General features: G+C 66.7%; 16 protein-coding genes. 2 read left to right on the forward strand and 14 right to left on the reverse strand.

Annotation, left to right across the window (positions count from 1 at the left end; all coding sequences use genetic code 11):
- Window positions 1–26: 26 nt before the first annotated feature.
- Window positions 27–365, forward strand: a complete 339-nt coding sequence (locus AC3WUM_RS24115; protein ID WP_492413724.1) for a YnfA family protein — start codon at window positions 27–29, stop codon at window positions 363–365.
- Between the two features lie 27 nt (window positions 366–392).
- Here AC3WUM_RS24115 and der read toward each other — a convergent pair whose 3' ends face one another.
- The 12 genes from der to AC3WUM_RS24175 all read right to left on the reverse strand — a co-directional run bounded on the left by der (window position 393) and on the right by AC3WUM_RS24175 (window position 12,654).
- Window positions 393–1,817, reverse strand: coding sequence for a ribosome biogenesis GTPase Der (gene der, locus AC3WUM_RS24120; protein ID WP_492413726.1), 1,425 nt, complete (start codon window positions 1,815–1,817; stop codon window positions 393–395).
- Between the two features lie 25 nt (window positions 1,818–1,842).
- Window positions 1,843–3,012: an outer membrane protein assembly factor BamB gene (gene bamB / locus AC3WUM_RS24125; RefSeq protein ID WP_492413728.1), complete on the reverse strand. Its 1,170-nt coding sequence runs from the start codon at window positions 3,010–3,012 to the stop codon at window positions 1,843–1,845.
- Entirely contained in the window at window positions 3,012–3,689 is a 678-nt protein-coding gene (locus AC3WUM_RS24130) for a YfgM family protein (protein ID WP_322266197.1), read from the reverse strand. Before AC3WUM_RS24130 ends, bamB begins: the two co-directional genes overlap by 1 nt.
- 81 nt (window positions 3,690–3,770) lie before the next feature.
- A complete protein-coding gene (hisS, locus tag AC3WUM_RS24135; RefSeq protein ID WP_492413730.1) occupies window positions 3,771–5,045 on the reverse strand; it encodes a histidine--tRNA ligase in 1,275 nt (424 codons plus the stop codon).
- Between the two features lie 24 nt (window positions 5,046–5,069).
- A complete protein-coding gene (ispG, locus tag AC3WUM_RS24140; protein ID WP_492413821.1) occupies window positions 5,070–6,179 on the reverse strand; it encodes a flavodoxin-dependent (E)-4-hydroxy-3-methylbut-2-enyl-diphosphate synthase in 1,110 nt (369 codons plus the stop codon).
- Window positions 6,180–6,218: 39 nt separating this feature from the next.
- Window positions 6,219–7,160: a RodZ domain-containing protein gene (locus tag AC3WUM_RS24145; protein WP_492413732.1), complete on the reverse strand. Its 942-nt coding sequence runs from the start codon at window positions 7,158–7,160 to the stop codon at window positions 6,219–6,221.
- The gene (gene pilW, locus AC3WUM_RS24150) at window positions 7,157–7,936 is read right to left on the reverse strand and encodes a type IV pilus biogenesis/stability protein PilW (protein ID WP_492413734.1); all 780 of its coding nucleotides are present in this window, start codon (window positions 7,934–7,936) and stop codon (window positions 7,157–7,159) included. Before pilW ends, AC3WUM_RS24145 begins: the two co-directional genes overlap by 4 nt.
- Window positions 7,933–9,231: a dual-specificity RNA methyltransferase RlmN gene (gene rlmN / locus AC3WUM_RS24155; protein ID WP_492413736.1), complete on the reverse strand. Its 1,299-nt coding sequence runs from the start codon at window positions 9,229–9,231 to the stop codon at window positions 7,933–7,935. Before rlmN ends, pilW begins: the two co-directional genes overlap by 4 nt.
- A gap of 22 nt (window positions 9,232–9,253) precedes the next feature.
- Window positions 9,254–9,685: a nucleoside-diphosphate kinase gene (gene ndk, locus AC3WUM_RS24160; protein WP_492413738.1), complete on the reverse strand. Its 432-nt coding sequence runs from the start codon at window positions 9,683–9,685 to the stop codon at window positions 9,254–9,256.
- A 134-nt stretch (window positions 9,686–9,819) separates the two neighbouring features.
- Window positions 9,820–10,614: a prolipoprotein diacylglyceryl transferase gene (gene lgt / locus AC3WUM_RS24165; protein WP_492413740.1), complete on the reverse strand. Its 795-nt coding sequence runs from the start codon at window positions 10,612–10,614 to the stop codon at window positions 9,820–9,822.
- A 26-nt stretch (window positions 10,615–10,640) separates the two neighbouring features.
- Window positions 10,641–11,813: a class I SAM-dependent rRNA methyltransferase gene (locus AC3WUM_RS24170; RefSeq protein ID WP_492413741.1), complete on the reverse strand. Its 1,173-nt coding sequence runs from the start codon at window positions 11,811–11,813 to the stop codon at window positions 10,641–10,643.
- A 70-nt stretch (window positions 11,814–11,883) separates the two neighbouring features.
- A complete protein-coding gene (locus AC3WUM_RS24175) occupies window positions 11,884–12,654 on the reverse strand; it encodes an SDR family NAD(P)-dependent oxidoreductase (protein ID WP_492413742.1) in 771 nt (256 codons plus the stop codon).
- A 129-nt stretch (window positions 12,655–12,783) separates the two neighbouring features.
- Here AC3WUM_RS24175 and AC3WUM_RS24180 point away from each other — a divergent pair, with 129 nt between their 5' ends.
- Window positions 12,784–13,695 (forward strand): LysR family transcriptional regulator, encoded by a 912-nt coding sequence (locus AC3WUM_RS24180; RefSeq protein WP_492413744.1) that lies wholly within the window; start codon window positions 12,784–12,786, stop codon window positions 13,693–13,695.
- A 71-nt stretch (window positions 13,696–13,766) separates the two neighbouring features.
- On the opposite strand, the gene AC3WUM_RS24185 is transcribed toward AC3WUM_RS24180, so the two are convergent.
- The gene (locus AC3WUM_RS24185) at window positions 13,767–15,257 is read right to left on the reverse strand and encodes an efflux transporter outer membrane subunit (RefSeq protein WP_492413746.1); all 1,491 of its coding nucleotides are present in this window, start codon (window positions 15,255–15,257) and stop codon (window positions 13,767–13,769) included.
- 1 nt (window position 15,258) lies between these two features.
- A complete protein-coding gene (locus tag AC3WUM_RS24190; protein ID WP_492413748.1) occupies window positions 15,259–18,411 on the reverse strand; it encodes an efflux RND transporter permease subunit in 3,153 nt (1,050 codons plus the stop codon).
- Window positions 18,412–18,416: the final 5 nt, after the last annotated feature.

Consider the following 18,416-nt stretch of genomic DNA (forward strand, 5'->3'; position numbering starts at 1 on the left):
ATCGACGCAACGGAGCCGTATCGGCAATGGAAGTGCTCAAAGTCTTCGGCCTGTTCGTCCTGACCGCGGTCGCGGAGATCGTCGGCTGCTATCTGCCGTATCTGTGGTTGCGACAAGGCCGCAGCATCTGGCTGCTGCTGCCGGCGGCGCTGAGCCTCGCGCTGTTCGCCTGGTTGCTGAGCCTGCACCCGCAAGCGGCCGGGCGCGTCTACGCGGCTTATGGCGGCGTTTACATCGGCGTTGCGCTGATCTGGCTGTGGGCGGTCGATTCGATACGCCCGACGCTCACCGATCTCGTCGGTGCGGCCGTCTGCCTGCTCGGCATGGCGATCATCCTGTTCGGACCGCGCAGCGCGGGCGCCTGACGCGGAGCCTTCGCGACAAGCGCCGGACTACTTCTTGAAGTGCTCGCGCAGGCGGCGCTTCTTCTTGATCTGGCGTTCGGTCAGCACGTTCTTCTTGTCCTTGAACGGGTTGTCGCCGGTCTTGAACGTGAGCACGAGCGGCACGCCCTTGAGCTCGAAGTGGTTGCGGAACTCGTTGGCCAGATAGCGCTTGTACGTCACCGGCAGCTTGTCGGTCTGGTTGCCGTGAATGACGATCTGCGGCGGATTGCTGCCGCCCTGATGCGCGTAACGCAGCTTGATGCGGCGGCCGAGCACGGCCGGGGGCGCATGACGATCGACGCTGCGCTCGAGGATGCGCGTGAGCTCCGGCGTCGGCAGGTCCTTCATCGTCGAGTCGTAGGCGACCTTGACGTCGCGCATCACCACGCCGACGCCCGAGCCGTGCTTGGCCGAGATGTAATGCACGGGCGTGAAATCGAGGAACGGCATCTTGAGGCCGACCTTGTACTTGGTCTGCTCGCGATCGCCCGCATCGAGGCCATCCCACTTGTTGACCGCGAGGATCATCGCGCGACCGCGCTGCGCGACCAGGCCCATGAGCCGCGCGTCCTGCTCGCCGACATCGGCATGCGCGTCGACGACGACGATCACCACGTGCGCGGACTCGATCGCCTGCAAGGTTTTCACGATCGAGAATTTCTCGATCACTTCCTCCACGCGCGAGCGCCGGCGGATACCGGCGGTGTCGATCAGCGTATAGGCGTTGCCTTCGTACTCGAACGGCACGCGAATGGCGTCGCGCGTGGTGCCGGGCCTGTCGGCCGCGACCACGCGCTCGTCGCCGACGAGGCGATTCACGAGCGTGGACTTGCCCACGTTCGGGCGGCCGACGATGGCGACGCGCACTTCGCCCGGGACTTCGGGGAGTTCGTCGGCTTCGGCGGCCGGGAATTTTTCGAGCACACGGCGCAGCAGGCCCGGCACGCCATCGCCGTTCTCGGCGGAGATCGGCTCGGGTTCGCCGAGGCCGAGCGCGTAGAAGTCCGCGACGGCCACGCCCTTGGCACCGCCGCGCGCCTTGCCCTCGGTCTTGTTGACGAGCAGCGTGAGCGGCTTGCCGAGCTTGCGCAGCTGCGCGGCGATCGCCTCGTCACTGCCGTGACGGCCGGCGATGGCGTCGGTCAGGAAGAAGATGTGATCGGCCTCGCTGAGCGCGAGCTGGGCCTGCTCTTCGGCGAGCACGGCGAGCGGATCGGCCGATTCCGGCATCAACCCGCCGGTGTCGACGACGATGAAGGCCCTGCCCTGCCCATCGATCTCGAACACGCCGCGGCCGTACTGGCGATCACGCGTGAGACCGACGTAATCGGCCACCAGCGCGTCGCGCGTGCCGGTGAGCCGATTGAACAGCGTGGACTTGCCGACGTTGGGACGGCCCACCAGAACCAGAACGGGCAATCCCGATTGCATCGATGTTTCTACCTTTTGGAGGGAATTACTGCTTCTGCGGCAGGCTGATCGCGGCGAGCTTGCCGTCGCGGTTGAGCACGTAGAGCAGATCGCCGCCGACCATCGGCTGGGCAATGATCGGGTCGGAGCCGACGCGCGTACGCGCGACGATCTTGCCGTCCGACGGATCGATCCAGTGCAGATAGCCTTCGAAATCACCGACCACGACGTAGCCGCCGAAATAAGCGGGCGGCGACAGCCGGCGATACAGCAGGCCTTCCTGCTTCCAGGCCGCGGCGCCGCTGGTCTGGTCGAGTGCCCAGACCACACCGCTCTCGTCCGACACGAGCACCTTGCCGCCGCCGAGCGCGAGGCTGTTGTACGACTTCACGCCACGGCGCCAGCCCACTTCGCCGCTGGTCGGCGACAGGCAGGCCACTTCGCCGCCGAAGCTCGCGACGTAGAGGCAATCGTCGCCTTCGATCATGTCGCCGTCGATGTCGACCAGGCGATCGAGCACGGTGCGGCCGGCCGGAACCGAGATCGCCTGCTCCCAGCGCGGCTCGCCATCGGTCAATCCAAGCGCGATCGCGCGGCCATTCTCCATGCCGACGATCACCGAGGTGCCGCTGATGAGCGGCTTGGAAATGCCGCGCAGCACGAGCTCGGGCACGGTGCGATCGAAATTCCACAGGCGCTGGCCGTTGCTCGCGTCGAGGCCGAACACGCGGCCGTCGATCGAACGCGCGACGACGATGCCGCCCTCGCCGACCGGCGGGCCGAGCGCCTCGCTCGACAGCTTGGCGCGCCAGACTTCGCTGCCGTCGGTGCGCTTGAGCGCGATCACTTCGGCGTCGAGGGTGCCGACGAGCACGAGGTCGTTCGAAACCGACGGGCCGGCGGCGACGCGCGACTTGGTGTTGACCGACCACAGGCGCTTGCCCTTGTCGAGCGAATACGAGGACACGCGGCCATCGAGGCCGGCCGTGTAGATCGCATCGATCTCGACGCCGGGACGCAGCTCGCTGTAGTACTTGCCGCTGCCGCCGGTGCTCGCGGTCCACACCGTGTGCGGACGCACGGCCGGGTTCGAGATGTCGGCCAGCGGCGTCGGCTCACGGACCTTCTTCTTGTCCGAGCAAGCGGCGAGCAGCGTGGCGCCGATCAGCAGCGCCGCGATGCCGACGCAGGCCTTGTGGGCTAGCGCGGCGCGCATCAGGGTTTCGCCTCGGCGGCCGGAGCGGCAGCCGGCTCGGCCGCAGCGGTCTCGACCGCGAGGTCATCGAGCTTCTGCTGCAGCAGCACGCGGTTCGGCGCCTGCTCGGTGGATGCCTTGAGCGCCGCCTCGTAGTGCGTGCGGGCGGCGCTGCGATCGCCCTGGGACAGCGCGAGGTCGCCGCGCAGCTCGGAGTACAGCGAAGCGAATTCACCGCCGTCGTTGTCGAGCGCCTTGACCGCCTCGTCGGCCTTGCCCTGCTGCCAAAGCACGCGCGCCTTGCGCAGCTTGGCGAGCTGCTTGAGGCCGTCGTCGTTGCCGTTCTTGATCACCCAGTCGAGGCGAGCGCCGGCCTCGTCGAGCTTGGAATCGATCACGCCGACCTGCGCGAGGCGCAGCGCGGCGGCAGTGGCGTACGGGGTACTCGCGTAGTCGGACTGGAGCTTGTCGGCGATCTTGGCGGCCTCGTCGGGCTTGGCCGCTTCGAGCGCTTTCTTCATGTCGGCGTACATCTGCGACGCCGCCAGGTACTGCTTCTCGTGATAGCCCTTCCATGCCTGCCAGCCGCCGATCGCGCCGAAGCCGATGACCAGGCCGGCCGCCAGGGCGATCCAGTTTTCCTTGAACCAGCGCTTGAGGTTCTCGAGTTCTTGTTCGTCGTCGTGATGATTCGCCACGGGGGTCTCTTAAAGAAGTGCTTCAGGAACGATCGGTGGATGATGTGTCGCGTGCCGTAGCCGGTGAGCCGGCGCCGGGCATCAGCGCGATAACAGACTCTCAAGCCGGGCCGGCAGTTCAGCCCAGGTGCAGGTTTCCTGAGGGGAGGCGTCGCGCAGGGATTTTACTTGAACCTGCTTTCCGGCGATTTCCGCCTCGCCGAGGACCAAGGCGTAACGCGCGCCCGAGCGATCGGCGCGCTTGAACTGGGCCGGCAGCTTGCCGCCACCGACCGACAGCTGCACGCCCGCGCCCGGAAAGCGGTCGCGCAGGGATTCCGCGAGCTTGGCGGCCTCGCGCTGGGCCGCTTCGCCGAGCGAGCAGACCACGATCGCCGGACCATTGGGCGGCAGTTCGGCGGCCTTGGCCTGCAGCAGCAGGATCAGGCGCTCGACCCCGCTGGCCCAGCCCACCGCCGGCGTCGGCCCGCCGCCGAGCTGCTCGACGAGCGTGTCGTAGCGGCCGCCTGCGCAGATCGTGCCCTGGGCGCCGAGTTCGGTGGTGATCCACTCGAACACGCCCTTGGTGTAGTAATCGAGCCCGCGCACAAGGCGCGGATTGACTATGTAGTCGACGCCGAGGTCGCCGAGCCCCTGCTGCAGGCCGTCGAAATGGGCGGCCGAATCGGCGTCGAGGTAATCGAGGATGCTCGGCGCATCGACGACGATCGCCTGCGTGGCCGGCACCTTGGAGTCGAGCACGCGCAGCGGATTGCTGTGCAGTCGGCGCCTGGAGTCTTCGTCGAGCGAGGATTCGTGGCGCTGCAAAAATTCGATCAGCGCGGCGCGATAGCGCGCACGCGCCTCGGCCTGGCCGAGCGAGTTGATCTCGAGCCGCAGGCCCGTGAAGCCGAGCTTCTTCCACAGGCGCGCGGACATCGCGATGAGTTCGGCGTCGACGTCGGGGCCGTTGATGCCGTAGGCCTCGACGTTGAGCTGATGGAACTGGCGATAGCGGCCGGCCTGCGGGCGCTCGTAGCGGAACACCGGGCCGGTGCACCAGACGCGCTGCTGGCTGTTGTGGAACAGGCCGTGCTCGACGCCCATGCGGACGACGCCCGCGGTGAATTCCGGACGCAGCGCGATGTGCTCGCCGCCGCGATCCTCGAAGGCATACATCTCCTTCTCGACCACGTCGGTGACTTCGCCGACCGCGCGCTTGTAGAGATCGGTGCGCTCGACGACCGGCAGCCGGATTTCGGCATAGCCGTAGTCTTCGAACACGCCGCGCGCGGTATCGTGCAGGTGCTGCCAGAGACCGGAATCGGCCGGCAGCACGTCGTTGAAACCGCGGATGGATTGGATTTTCTGAGCCATGGAAATGTTTCCGCTGTAGCGCGATCAGGTCGCGCTTTCGTTTGCCTTGGCGAGCTTGCGGGCCTCGATCTTCTCGCGCACGAGCTGCTCGAGCCGGTCGACGAGCTGGTCGTTGTGGACCTTCTGCTGGATCTTGCCGTCGATGTAGATCGAGTTCGGATAGCCGCCGGCGACGCCGATCGCAGCTTCGCGCGATTCGCCCGGACCGTTGACGACGCAGCCGATCACCGCGAGGTCGAGCGGCTCGTCGATCTCCTCGAAGCGCGATTCGAGCTCGGCGACGACTTTGATGACGTCGAAGTTCTGCCGCGAGCAGCTCGGGCAGGCGACGAGGTTGATGCCGCGATTACGGATGTGCAGCGACTTGAGGATGTCCCAGCCGACCTTCACTTCCTCGACCGGATCGGCCGCGAGCGAAATGCGGATGGTGTCGCCGATGCCGTCGGCGAGCAGCATGCCGAGGCCGATCGAGCTCTTGACCGCGCCGGCGCGCTGGCCGCCCGCTTCGGTGATGCCCAGATGCAGGGGCTGGTCGATCTGGGTCGCGAGCTTGCGGTAGGCCGCCACGGTCAGAAAGACCTCGGAGGCCTTGAGCGAAACCTTGAAGTCCTCGAAGTTGTGGCGCTTGAGGATGTTGATATGGCGCAGCGCCGACTCGACGAGCGCATCGGCGTTCGGCTCGCCGTACTTTTCCTGCAGGTCGGCCTCGAGCGAACCGGCGTTGACGCCGATGCGGATCGGAATGCCGTGGTGACGCGCGCAGGCGACGATCTCGGACACCTTGGCGTCACTGCCGATGTTGCCCGGATTGATGCGCAGGCAGTCGGCGCCCTGCTCGGCCGCCGCGATGCCGCACTTGTAGTTGAAGTGGATGTCGGCGACCAGCGGCACGTCGCCGACGATCTTCTTGGCCTCGCCGAAGGCGCGCGCGGCCGCGAGTGTCGGCACCGAGACGCGCACGATGTCGGCGCCGGCCTTCACCGCGGCCTGGATCTGCGCCACGGTCGCGGCGACGTCCTCGGTCTTGGTGTTGGTCATGGTCTGCACCGACACCGGTGCGTCGCCGCCCACGAGCACGCGGCCGACGCGAATCTGCCGGCTGAGGCGCCGCTCGATGCGGTGATGGGCTTGCATGGACATGCGAAGGGTATGGGTCTCTGGGTACCGGCGCGATCAGCGCGTCAGCGGCACCGTGAATCGCGCGGTGGCGGTGTCGCGGATCACGTGCTTGAAGTCGACCGGCTTGCCCTGGAACTCGGCTTCGACGCCCGGCGCATTGCCGAGGAAGACCGAATACGGCGGCTTGCCGTCGAGCACCTGGCGCTCACCGCCCTGGACGACGCGGTTCAGCAGCACCTTGCCGTTGGCGTCCTCGATGCGCGCCCACGAGATCGAGACGAAGTTGAGCTTGAGCGCGGAGCCGCTGTCGCTCGCGGCGGGCGCGGCTTCGGTGCCCGTCGCGGCCGGCTGCGTGGTCGCGGCAGCCACGCTCGGCGCACTCGCCGCCGGAGCAGGCGCCGTGATCGGCGCATCGGCCGGGGCGACGTTGACGCCGCCCATCGCGGCCGGCGTGCTGGTGTCGTTGGCGCTGCCCTGCGGGCTGCTTTCGGCCGGCGCGGAACCCGGTGCCGCGGCGTCGGGAGCCGCGCTTTCGGGAATCGGCACGATCGATTGCTGGGCGTTTTGCTGCTGCTCGCGCAAATACCAGATCGCGGTGGCGGCGATCGCCACGATGACGATGATGCCGAGCAGGCCGCGCCAGCTGCGTCCGCCGCTCATGTCGGCGCCGGTGCCGAGGCGCAGCTTGGCCGGCGGCTGCGGCGTCTTGGGCGTCACGCGCGCCGCGTAGGCCAGCAGCAACTGCTGCTCGGGCAGGTTCAGCACCTTGGCGCACTTGCGGTAGTAGCCACGCACGTAAACCGGCTCGAGCAGCGAGCCGTAGTCGTCGCGTTCGAGCGCGTCGAGCGTGGTGCGCGCGAGCTTGGTCTGGGCCGCGAGCTCGTCGAGCGACAGGCCGGCGGCCTCGCGCGCCTTGCGAATGCTCAGCCCCGGGCTTTCGCCGGCGGACGTGGGGGCGGCCGGAGCCGGGATGAAATCGGGATTCTCAGCGTTCATGGGGAAGGAATCGGCGGCAGATGGCCGCTTTCGACGGATTCGGGGAACTCTTGCCTGAGACGTTGCTGGTAAGCCCGCGCCGAGGCGAGGTCGCCCAGCGCGGTTTCGATCAGCGCGCCGATCTGCAGCGTCTCAGGCGTGGGCTTGCCCACCATCTGATAGCGCTGCAGAAAGGCGCGTGCGCGAAGGTAATCCTTTTTCTGGTACGACAGCCATGCCATTTGCGACAGCGCATCACCGGATTGCGGATTGATCTTGAGCGCCTCGCGGAAATACTGCTCGGCCTTGTCGAGATCGGGCAGCTTGCGCGCGCAGACGCCGGCGTTGGTCAGCGCGACTTCGGGCGTGCGATAGCGCTTGTCTTCGATCGCGAGCCTGAGCTGCCGCTCACCCTCGGCCGCGCGATCGTGAGCGCACAGGAACACGCCGAAGTTGTTGCGCACGTCCGGGTCGTCGGACTTCAGTTCGATGGCCTTGCGATAGTGCTTCTCGGCCAGCTTGTCCTCGCCGAGGCGCGCATAGACGAAGGCGATCGACGAATTGGCCAGCGGCGAACGGCCGTCCTGGTCGAGCGCCCGCTTGAGCTTCTCGAGCGCGAGCTCGTACTGGCCCTGGCGTGCGTAATCGATGCCGAGCTGGGTGTTGAGGCGCGCGGCCTCGGCCAGATCGGGCTTGGCGTCGGTGTTGCTCTCGCGCTCGGTGCTCGTCACGCACGCGCTCAGTGCAGCAGCCAGGCCGAGCACAACGAGCAGGCGGCGCGGGAGAGAAAAGCTCATCGGCCGGCGGGCGGCACCGCGGCTTCGACGCGCACGCCGACATCGCGCAGGCGCTGCTTCTGCTTGGATTGCACGCGACCGACGAGCTGGCCGCAGGCCGCATCGATGTCGTCGCCGCGCGTGCGGCGCGTCGTCGTCATGACGTGCTTCTCGCGCAGGATGTCGGCGAAGCGCTTGATAACCTCCGGCTTGCTGCGCTTGTACTGCGCCTCCGGAAACGGATTGAACGGAATCAGATTGACCTTGGCCGGCATGCCCGCGAGCAGCCTGGCGAGCTGGCGCGCGTGCTCGGGCTGATCGTTGACACCGTCGAGCATCACGTACTCGTAGACGATGTGCATCTTGCGTTCCTTGCCGGCCGTGTAGCGGCGGCAAGCGGCCATCAGTTCGGCGATCGGATACTTGCGATTGATCGGCACGAGCTGGTTGCGCAGCTCGTCGTTCGGCGCATGCAGCGACACCGCGAGCGCGGTGTCGCAATCAGCGCGCAGGCGGTCCATGAACGGCACCAGGCCCGAGGTCGAGACGGTGACGCGGCGCTTCGAGAGCCCGAAACCGAAATCGTCCTGCAGGATGCCGATGGCCGGCGTGACCTGACCGTAGTTGGCCAGCGGCTCGCCCATGCCCATGAAGACCACGTTGCTGATGACGCGCTCGTTCTGGAAATCGCCGCCGAGCGTCTTCGCCGCGAACCAGACCTGGGCGATGATCTCGGCCGTCGTCAGGTTGCGGTTGAGGCCCTGCTGGGCGGTGCTGCAGAACGAGCAGTCCATCGCGCAGCCGACCTGCGAGGAGATGCAGAGCGTGCCGCGGTAGCGCTTGTCCGACCCACCGGCCGCAGGCGAGCTGTCCTCGGCCTCGTCGGCCACGCTGGGCTTGAAGCGCTTGGGGCCAACGCGTTCGAGGCGCGATTCGAAATCGCCCTCGGGAATGAAAACCGTCTCGATGGCGTTGCCGCCGTCGAGCTTGAGCACCCACTTGCGGGTACCGTCCTGCGAAAGCTGTTCGGCGAGCAGTTCCGGATGGCGGATCTCGAAGCGCTCGGCCATGCGCGTGCGCAGATCCTTGGAAACGTTGCTCATCGCGTCGAAGCCATCGACGCCACGCCGGTAGATCCACTGCATGATCTGGTCGGCGCGATAGGGCTTCTCGCCCATCTCGGCGAAGACCGCGCGCAGCTGCTCGCGGTCGAGGCCGAAGAGGTTGATGCGGGCCGAGGCAGCCGAGCGGCGCGACGAACGCGGCGCTTGCGCCGCATCCTCCGTTGTCACCGCTTCGCCGGCCTCGTCCTTCATCTCGCTACTGTCCGAATTCGCTTTAGCGCGTACGCGGAGCCAGTTCGGTGGTGCGGAAGAAGTAGGCGATCTCGATCGCCGCGTTCTCGGCACTGTCCGAACCGTGGACGGCGTTTTCGTCGATCGAGTCGGCGAAGTCGGCGCGGATGGTGCCCGGGGCGGCGTTCTTCGGGTTGGTGGCGCCCATGATGTCGCGGTGCTTGGCGATCGCGTCTTCGCCCTCGAGCACCTGGATCACGACCGGGCCGCTGGTCATGAACGAAACCAGGTCCTTGAAGAACGGACGCGCGCTGTGCACGGCGTAGAAACCGCCCGCTTCCTTCTCGGTGAGGTGGGTCATGCGCGAAGCGACGATCTTGAGGCCGGCCTGCTCGAAGCGGCTGTAGATCTGGCCGATCACGTTCTTGGCCACGGCGTCCGGCTTGATGATGGAAAGGGTGCGTTCAACCGCCATCGGAGTATCCTGTTGAAATAGCTGAAAAAATAAGAAAGGCGCGAACGAGATGACCGCGCGACTGCGAAAAGCCCTAAATTTTAGCCGGAGCCTGTCTGCACCGGCAATTTACGGGCCGAAAAACTCCTTGCGGTTCAAGCCGCGTGCAGCGGGCGCCGATAAGCGATCGCCAGCAGGCCCAGACCGGCCAGCAGCATCGGAATGCAGAGCAGCTGCCCCATCGTCAGCCAGCCGAAAGCCAGATAACCGATGTGCGCGTCGGGCGTGCGAATGAACTCCACCGCCCAGCGGAAGCTGCCGTAGAGCGTCAGGAACAGGCCCGAAACCGCCATCGGCGGACGCGGCTTGCGCGAAAACCACAGCAGCACGGCGAGCAGGACCAGCCCTTCGAGAAAGGCCTCGTAGAGCATCGACGGATGCCGCGGCAACTGCTGCGGGTCGGTCGGGAACACCATCGCCCACGGCAACGAGGTCGGCGAACCCCAGAGCTCGGCATTGATGAAGTTGCCGATGCGGCCCGTGAACAGGCCGACCGGAATCACCGGGGCGATGAAATCCGCCACGTAGAAGAACGTGAGCTTGCGCGAGCGCGCATAGAGCCAGAACGCCACGAGCACGCCGATCAGCCCGCCGTGGAAGGACATGCCGCCTTCCCAGATGCGGAAGATCACGAGCGGATTGGCGACGAAGTTCGGCAGGTTGTAGAAGAACGTGTAGCCGAGCCGCCCGCCCAGAATCACCCCGAGCACGATGTAGAACAAAAGGTCCGACAGCGCCTGCGACGAGAACGGCGTGAAGTCGCGGCGGCCCCGGCGCAGGGCCAGATACCAGCCGCCCCAGAAGCCGAGCAGGTACATGAGCCCGTACCAGTGCACTTTCACCGGACCGAGCGAAACGGCGACGGGATCGAAGTTCGGGTACTGGATCATGGGCGTCTTTGAAAGGGCCGCCGGCTTCAGGCCAGGCGGCAGTAGAAGGCCTTCAGATAGCGCGTCTCGACGATGGCCGGATGCACCGGATGATCCGGCGACTGCCCGCCCTGCTCGAGGATTTGCAGCCTGCGTCCGACCGTGCGCGATTCGCGCAGCAGGATGCGCTGCAATTCTGCAGCCTCCATGTGAAAGGAGCACGAACACGAGATCAGGATGCCGTCCGGCGCGAGCAGCTGCATGGCCTGGCGGTTCAGCGCGGCGTAGTGCTCGGTGCCGGCGTCGGTGTCGCGCTTGCGCTTGATCAGCGCCGGCGGGTCGACGACCACGACGTCGAACTGGCGGCCTTCGCCGCGCAGCGTCTTGAGCACGTCGAGCGCATCGCCCTGGCGGGTTTCGAGCGCGATGCCGTTGAGCCTGGCGTTCGCGGCGGCGGCTTCGAGCGCGAACTTGCTGCTGTCGACGCAGGTCACCTCGCTGGCCCCGAACTTGGCCGCACGCACCGCCCAGCCGCCGACGTAGCTGAACACGTCGAGCACGCGGGCGCCCTTCACGTACGGCGCGAGCCGATCGCGGTTGGCATGCTGGTCGTAGAACCAGCCAGTCTTCTGGCCGCCGCGCACGGGCGCCTTGAACGGCACGCCGGATTCGAACAGATCGACCGTCTCGGGCACGTCGCCGATGACCTCTTCGTAGAGCGACAGGCCCTCGAGCTCGCGCGCCGAGGTGTCGTTGCGCAGCAGGATGCCGCGCGGCTTGAGCAGGCGCTGCAAGGCCTCGAGCACGATGGCCTTGAGGTTCTCCATGCCGGCCGTGGTCAGCTGCACCACGAGCACGTCGCCGTAGCGATCGACGACCAGGCCCGGCAGGCCGTCGCTGTCACCGAAGACGAGACGGTAGTGCGGCGTGGGATAGAGCTTTTCGCGCAGGGCGAGCGCCGACTGCAGCCGGCGCACGAACCAGTCGGTGTCGATCACCGCATCGGCCTTGCCGGTCAGCAGGCGACCACAGAGCAGCGCGGTGGGATTCACATAACCGACGCCGAGCGGCTTGTCGCGCGAATCGACGAACTTGCAGAGCGTGCCCGGAGCGACGCCCTTGGCGGCCGTCGTCGCGGTATCGATTTCGTTGGAGTAGACCCACAGATGGCCCGCACGCAGGCGGCGGTCTTCGCGGGTTTTGAGTTTGAGCGTGAGCACAGGCGGGCCACAGCGGTCGCAGGGCGCGGCACTCTAGCACGCGCCCTGCGAGCGGGCATTTTCAAGCCTCTCAGATCAGCGTGCCGCCCGAAGCCTCGATGCGCTGGGCGTTGATCCAGCCGGTGCCCGGCGACAGCAGCGCCGCGATCACGCCGCCGATGTCGTCCGGCAGGCCGACGCGGCCGAGCGCGGTCTGCGAGGCGATCGCCGCGTTGAGGTCGGCGTTGTCACGCACCGCGCCGCCGCCGAAGTCGGTTTCGATGGCACCCGGGGCGAGCGTGTTGACGCTGATGCCGCGCGCGCCGAGTTCCTTGGCCATGTAGCGCGTGAGCACTTCGACGCCGCCCTTCATCGTCGCGTAGGCCGCGTAGCCCGGCAGCGAGAAGCGCGCGAGGCCGCTCGACACGTTGAGGATGCGCCCACCGTCGGCGATCAGCGGCAGCAGCTTCTGGGTCAGGAAGAACGGTCCCTTGAGGTGGGCGTTCATGAGCTCGTCGAACTGCGACTCGGTGGTCTCGGCGAACGAGGCGTGGATGCCCATGCCGGCATTGTTGAGCAGGTAGTCGAAGCTCGAGCGCTGCCAGGACTTGTCGAGCTCGGCGCGCAGGGTGTCGGCGAAGGCGCCGAAGCTGGCCGCCACGCCGACATCGAGCGGCAAGGCCACGGCGCGGCGACCGAGCTTGGCGATCTCGGCGACGACGGCCTCGGCCTCGGCGCGCTGGCTGCGGTAGGTCAGGACGACGTCGGTGCCGGCTTCGGCGAGCTTGATCGCGGCATTGCGGCCGAGGCCGCGGCTGCCGCCGGTGATCAGGGCGATGCGGGTCTGGGTCTGGGTATTCATCTGAATCTCCTGTGCGGGTGGAAACGGTGAAGCCAGATTATTGGACCCGTAATGGACGATAAATAAGGCAATATTGTCCTCAGTGTTATTAAATTATGAACAATAAGCCTGACGCCTCACGGAGCCCCCATGAACCGCCTCGACGCCATGCAGCTGTTCGTCCGCGTCGCCGAACTCGCGAGCTTCACGCGAGCGGCCGACAGCCTGAACCTGCCCAAGGCCAGCGCCTCGCTGGCCGTACAGCAGCTCGAAACCCAGCTCGGCGCCCGGCTGCTCAACCGCACGACCCGGCGCGTGCAGATGACGCCCGACGGCCAGAGCTTCTACGAGCGCTGCAAGGACCTGCTCGCCGACATGGACGAGCTGCAGAGCATGTTCCAGCAGACGCCGCAGGCCCTGCGTGGACGCCTGCGCGTCGACATGCCCGGCGGGGCGGCGCGCGAACTCGTCATCCCTCGCCTGCCGGAATTCCTGAGCGAGCATCCGCAGATCGAAGTCGAGCTGAGCTGCACCGACCGGCGCGTCGATCTCGTGCGCGAAGGCTTCGACTGCGTGATGCGCATCGGCACGCTGCAGGACTCGAGCCTGATCGCGCGGCCGCTCGGCTCGCTGCGCATCATCAACTGCGTGAGCCCGAGCTACATCGCCGCGTTCGGAGAGCCGCGTACGCTCGAAGATCTGCCGAATCACCGGCTCGTCGATTACGTTTCCACGCTCGGCGCCAAGTCCGGCGGCTTCGAATATTTCGACGGCGAGCAATGCCATTTCATCGACATGCCGGCGACGCTGACCGTCAGCAACACCGACGCGTACGAAGCCTGCTGCCTCGCGGGCCTCGGCATCATCCAGCTGCCGGTGCTCGGCAGCGAAAAAATGCTCGCCAGCGGCCGGCTGATCGAAGTGCTCAAGGACTTTCCGGCCGAACCGATGCCGGTTTCGCTGCTGTACGCGCATCGCCGGCATCTGCCGCAGCGCGTGAAGGTGTTCATGGACTGGCTCGCATCGCTCATGCGTCCGCATGTCGATCCGCCGAAGCACTGAGCGGCGCAGCGCACAACGAAAAGCCCGCGGTCCGTGCGGGCCGCGGGCTGCTTACACAGCGATGCGACTCTCTAGTCCTGCGCTTCGGCCGTGCGCGCCTGCGCCGACTCGCTCCAGCCGCCGCCGAGCACCTTGTACAGCGTCGCGAGGTTCTGCAGGCGCGCGAGCTTGAGCGTTTCGAGCGACTGCTGGGCGGTGTATTGCGAGCGTTGCGAATCGAGCACCGTGAGGTAGCTGTCGACGCCGCGCTCGTAGCGCAGGTTGGCGAGCTTGAAGCTCTCGTTCGCCGCATCGGCCAGGCCCTGCTGGGCCTTGAGCTCTTCGTCGTAGGTCGAGCGCGCGGCGAGCGCGTCGGCCACTTCGCGAAACGCGGTCTGGATCGCCGCTTCGTAGCGCGCGACGTTGATGTCCTTCTGCACGTGTGCGAGATCGAGGTTGGCCTTGTTGGCGCCGGCCGCGAAGATCGGAATGCTGATGCTCGGCGAGAAACTCCAGGACTCGGTTCCGCTCTTGAACAGGCCGTCGAGATCGGGGCTCGTGGAGCCGTAGGTGCCGGTCAGCGTGATGCTCGGGAAGAAGGCCGCGCGCGCCGCGCCGATGTTGGCGTTCGCCGCGATCAGGCTGTGCTCGGCCGCGAGGATGTCCGGACGACGCACGAGCAGCTCGGACGGCAGGCCCGGCGCGAGCTGCACGGCCAGGCGCTGCTCGTCGAGCCCGCCTTCGGCCGACAGATTCTCGGGCAGGCTCGGCACGCCGAGCAGTTGCGCGAGCGCGTTGCGATCCTGCTTCACCTGGCGCTCGTAGCGGGCCAGGTTGGCCTGCGCGGTATAGACCGAGGTCTCGACCTGGCGCAGCGTCAGCGCATCGGCGACGCCGACGTCCACGCGCTGCTGCGTGAGCGTGAGCGTGGACTGCTGGCTTTCGAGCGTCGAGCGCGTGACCGCGAGCAGGCGCTCGTCGGCCAGCAGCGCGAAGTACGAACTCGCCACCTGCGCGATCAGGCTGATCTGCGTGCTGCGGCGCGTTTCCTCGAGCGCCAGGAAATCGGCCAGCCTCGCCTTGTTGAGGCTGCGAATGCGGCCGAACAGATCGAGCTCGTACGAGGTCACGCCGATGCCCGCGCTGTAGGCGCGGATGATGATCGAATCGGCGCCACCGCCGCCGCCCGCCGACGAGCCGAAGCCGAGCGCCGATGTCGGCGTCTTCTGCACGTTGCCGCTGCCGGTCGCGTTGAGCGTCGGCAGCAGTTCGCTGCGCTGGATGCGGTATTGCGCACGCGCGGCTTCGACGTTGAGCGCGGCTTCGCGCAGGTCGAGGTTGTTGCGCAGCGCCGTATCGATCAGGCCTTGCAGCGTCGGATCGGTGAAGAACTCGCGCCAGCCGACCGCGCTCGCCGGCACCGCCCCGGTCGCATCAGCGACCGAAACGGCGTCGTACTGCGTGGCGATCGGAGCCGCCGGCGGTTCGTAATGCGGGGCGAGCGTGCAGCCCGCCAGCAGCGCCGCGCCGAGCGACGCGGCGAAGGCCTCGAGCCTGAAAGTCTTGCGCATGGAATCACTCATCTCAGTGCTCTCCCGCCGTGTCGCCCGCACCGGAGTGCTCGCGCTCGCTCGGCCGCTTGGCCCTGGTCAGCCTCATCACGCCGACGAAGAACACCGGCACGAAGAAGATGGCGAGCACGGTTCCCGCGACGACGCCACCGAGCACGCCGGTGCCGATCGCGACGCGGCCGCCGGCGCCCGCGCCGGTGGCGAGTGCGAGCGGCATCACGCCGAGGCCGAAGGCCAGCGAAGTCATCAGGATCGGCCGCAGGCGCTGGTGCGCCGCATGCACGGTAGCCTTGATCAAATCCTCGCCCTTCTCGAAGTTCTCCTTGGCGAACTCGACGATCAGGATCGCGTTCTTGGCCGACAGGCCGACCGTGGTCAGCAGGCCGACCTGGAAGAACACGTCGTTCGACAGGCCGCGCAGCAAGGTCGCGACCACCGCGCCGAGCACGCCGAGCGGCACCACGAGCATCACCGCAGCCGGAATCGACCAGCTCTCGTACAGCGCGGCAAGACACAGGAACACCACGATCAGCGAGACCGCGTAGAGCGCCGGCGCCTGCGAACCCGACAGGCGTTCTTCATACGACAGGCCCGTCCATTCGAAGCCGAAGCCCGGCGGCAGTTTCTGCATCAGGGCTTCCATCGCGGCCATCGCATCGCCGGTCGAATAGCCCGGCTTGGCCTGGCCGAGGAACTCGACCGACGGTGTGCCGTTGTAGCGATCGAGCTGCTGCGGACCGTAGACCCAATGGCCGGTCGCGAACGCCGAGAACGGCACCATCTCGCCGCTCGCATTGCGCACGAACCACTTGCCGAGATCCTCAGGCAGCATGCGGGTGTGCGCATCGCCCTGCATGAAGACGCGCTTGACGCGGCCACGATCGATGAAGTCGTTGACGTAGCTCGAACCCCAGCCCGCGGAGAGCGTGCTGTTGATGTCCGCGATCGTCAGCCCGAGGGCGCTCGCGCGCTCGCGATCGATTTCGAGCTTGTACTGCGGCTCATCGTTCGGGTTGTTCGGGCGCACACCCATCAGCACCGGGTCCTTTGCAGCGAGTTGCAGCAGCTGGATGCGCGCCTGGGCGAGCTTCTCGTGGCCCTGGTTGGCCTGGTCGAGCAGCTCGAAGTCGAAGCCGGTGGCGTTGCCGAGTTCGTTGATCGCCGGGGGGACGAATGCAAAAGCCTGGGCATCCGGCACGGCCTTGGAGAAGTGCGCCATCGCGCGAGCGGCGATGGCCGCCACGCTCTTCGAATTTCCCTTGCGCACGGACCAGTCCTTGAGCCGCACGAAGGCCATGCCCGAAGCCTGACCGCGGCCGGCGAAGCTGAAGCCGGCGACCGTGAACACACCCTGCACCGAATCGGCCTCATGCTCGAGGAAGTACTCGCGCACCTGCGTCAGCGAAGTCTCGGTGCGCGCCAGCGTCGCGCCGGGCGGCGAAACCACCAGCGCGAACATCAGTCCCTGGTCTTCGTCCGGAAGGAACGAGGTGTTGATCCGCGTGAACAGGAACACCAGGCCGCCGACGATGACGATGTAGATGAGCATGAAGCGGCCGGTGCGGCCGACCATCGACGTCACCGTGCTCATGTAGCGGTTGTTGCCACGGTCGAACCATTTGTTGAACCAGGTGAAGAAGCGGTTCTTCTCGCGATGCTCGCCGTTCGACGACTTGAGCAAGGTGGCGCACAAAGCCGGTGTGAACACGATCGCCGTGATCACCGACAGGATCATCGCCGAGGCCACGGTAATCGCGAACTGACGATAGATGACACCGGTCGATCCGCCGAAGAAGGCCATCGGCAGGAACACCGCCGACAGCACCAGCGCGATGCCGACGAGTGCGCCGGTGATCTGTCGCATCGAGCGTTTGGTCGCCTCCTTGGCCGACAGATGCTCCTCGTGCATCACGCGCTCGACGTTCTCGACGACGACGATGGCATCGTCGACGAGCAGGCCGATGGCGAGCACCATGCCGAACATCGTCAGCGTGTTGATCGAAAAGCCGGCCGCCATGAGGATGGCGAAGGTTCCGAGCAGCACCACCGGCACCGCCAGCGTGGGGATCAGCGTGGCCCGGAAGTTCTGCAGAAACAGATACATCACCAGGAAGACCAGCAGCACGGCCTCGAACAGCGTCTGCACCACTTCTTCGATCGACAGCTTGACGAACGGCGTGGAGTCGTACGGATAGATGACCTCGAGCCCCTCGGGGAACAGCGGCTTGAGCCGCTCCATCGTCGCGCGCACGGCGTCGACGGTGTCGAGCGCGTTGGCCCCCGATGCCAGTCGGATCGCCATGCCCGTGGCCGGCTTGCCGTTGTACTTGGCGCCCAGGGACATGTTCTCGCCATCGAGTTCGATGCGGGCGACATCTCGCAAGCGCACCTGTGAACCGTCGGCGTTGACCTTGAGCAGCACCGCGCCGAACTCCTCGGGAGTCTGCAAGCGCGTCGGTCCGATCACGGTCGCGTTGAGCTGCTGCTCGAGAACCGACGGCAGGCCGCCGATTTCACCCGAGGCCAGCTGCACGTTCTGCGAGCGGATCGCGGCTGCGACGTCGGACGGCACCATCGCGTACTGATTGAGTTTGGCCGCATCGAGCCAGATGCGCATCGCGTACTGGCTGCCGAAGACCTGGTAGTCGCCGACGCCCGGCGTGCGGCTGATCGGGTCCTGCACGCGCGAGACGATGAAGTCGGCGATGTCGCGCCCGGTCATGCTGCCGTCGCGCGAAACCAGGCCGACGACGACGAGGAAGTTGCGAGTCGCCTTGGCCACGCGGATGCCCTGCTGCTGCACTTCCTGCGGCAACAACGGCGTCGCCAGGCTCAGCTTGTTCTGCACCTGCACCTGCGCGATGTCCGGATTGGTGCCCTGCTTGAACGTCAGCGTGATCGTCGCGCTGCCGTCCTTGGCACTCGAGGACGAGAAGTACATGAGCCCGTCGAGGCCGCTCATCTGCTGCTCGATGACCTGCACCACGGTGCTCTGCACGGTTTCGGCCGAAGCGCCCGGATACTGGGCGGTCAGCGACACCGCCGGCGGGGCGATGGCGGGATATTGGGCGACCGGCATTTTGTAGATCGCAAAGCCGCCGGCCATCATCGTCACCAGGGCGAGTACCCAGGCGAAGATCGGGCGATCAATGAAGAAACTGGCCATGATCG

The organism is Hydrocarboniphaga sp. FW305-C-57 (assembly GCF_058783045.1).

Bases quoted from the DNA above. Each gene is read 5' to 3' on its own strand.
- AC3WUM_RS24115 (WP_492413724.1), top strand. From the start codon at position 27: ATGGAAGTGCTCAAAGTCTTCGGCCTGTTCGTCCTGACCGCGGTCGCG.
- der (WP_492413726.1), bottom strand. From the start codon at position 1,817: ATGCAATCGGGATTGCCCGTTCTGGTTCTGGTGGGCCGTCCCAACGTC.
- bamB (WP_492413728.1), bottom strand. From the start codon at position 3,012: ATGCGCGCCGCGCTAGCCCACAAGGCCTGCGTCGGCATCGCGGCGCTG.
- hisS (WP_492413730.1), bottom strand. From the start codon at position 5,045: ATGGCTCAGAAAATCCAATCCATCCGCGGTTTCAACGACGTGCTGCCG.
- ispG (WP_492413821.1), bottom strand. From the start codon at position 6,179: ATGCAAGCCCATCACCGCATCGAGCGGCGCCTCAGCCGGCAGATTCGC.
- AC3WUM_RS24145 (WP_492413732.1), bottom strand. From the start codon at position 7,160: ATGAACGCTGAGAATCCCGATTTCATCCCGGCTCCGGCCGCCCCCACG.
- pilW (WP_492413734.1), bottom strand. From the start codon at position 7,936: ATGAGCTTTTCTCTCCCGCGCCGCCTGCTCGTTGTGCTCGGCCTGGCT.
- rlmN (WP_492413736.1), bottom strand. From the start codon at position 9,231: ATGAAGGACGAGGCCGGCGAAGCGGTGACAACGGAGGATGCGGCGCAA.
- ndk (WP_492413738.1), bottom strand. From the start codon at position 9,685: ATGGCGGTTGAACGCACCCTTTCCATCATCAAGCCGGACGCCGTGGCC.
- lgt (WP_492413740.1), bottom strand. From the start codon at position 10,614: ATGATCCAGTACCCGAACTTCGATCCCGTCGCCGTTTCGCTCGGTCCG.
- AC3WUM_RS24175 (WP_492413742.1), bottom strand. From the start codon at position 12,654: ATGAATACCCAGACCCAGACCCGCATCGCCCTGATCACCGGCGGCAGC.
- AC3WUM_RS24180 (WP_492413744.1), top strand. From the start codon at position 12,784: ATGAACCGCCTCGACGCCATGCAGCTGTTCGTCCGCGTCGCCGAACTC.
- AC3WUM_RS24185 (WP_492413746.1), bottom strand. From the start codon at position 15,257: ATGAGTGATTCCATGCGCAAGACTTTCAGGCTCGAGGCCTTCGCCGCG.
- AC3WUM_RS24190 (WP_492413748.1), bottom strand. From the start codon at position 18,411: ATGGCCAGTTTCTTCATTGATCGCCCGATCTTCGCCTGGGTACTCGCC.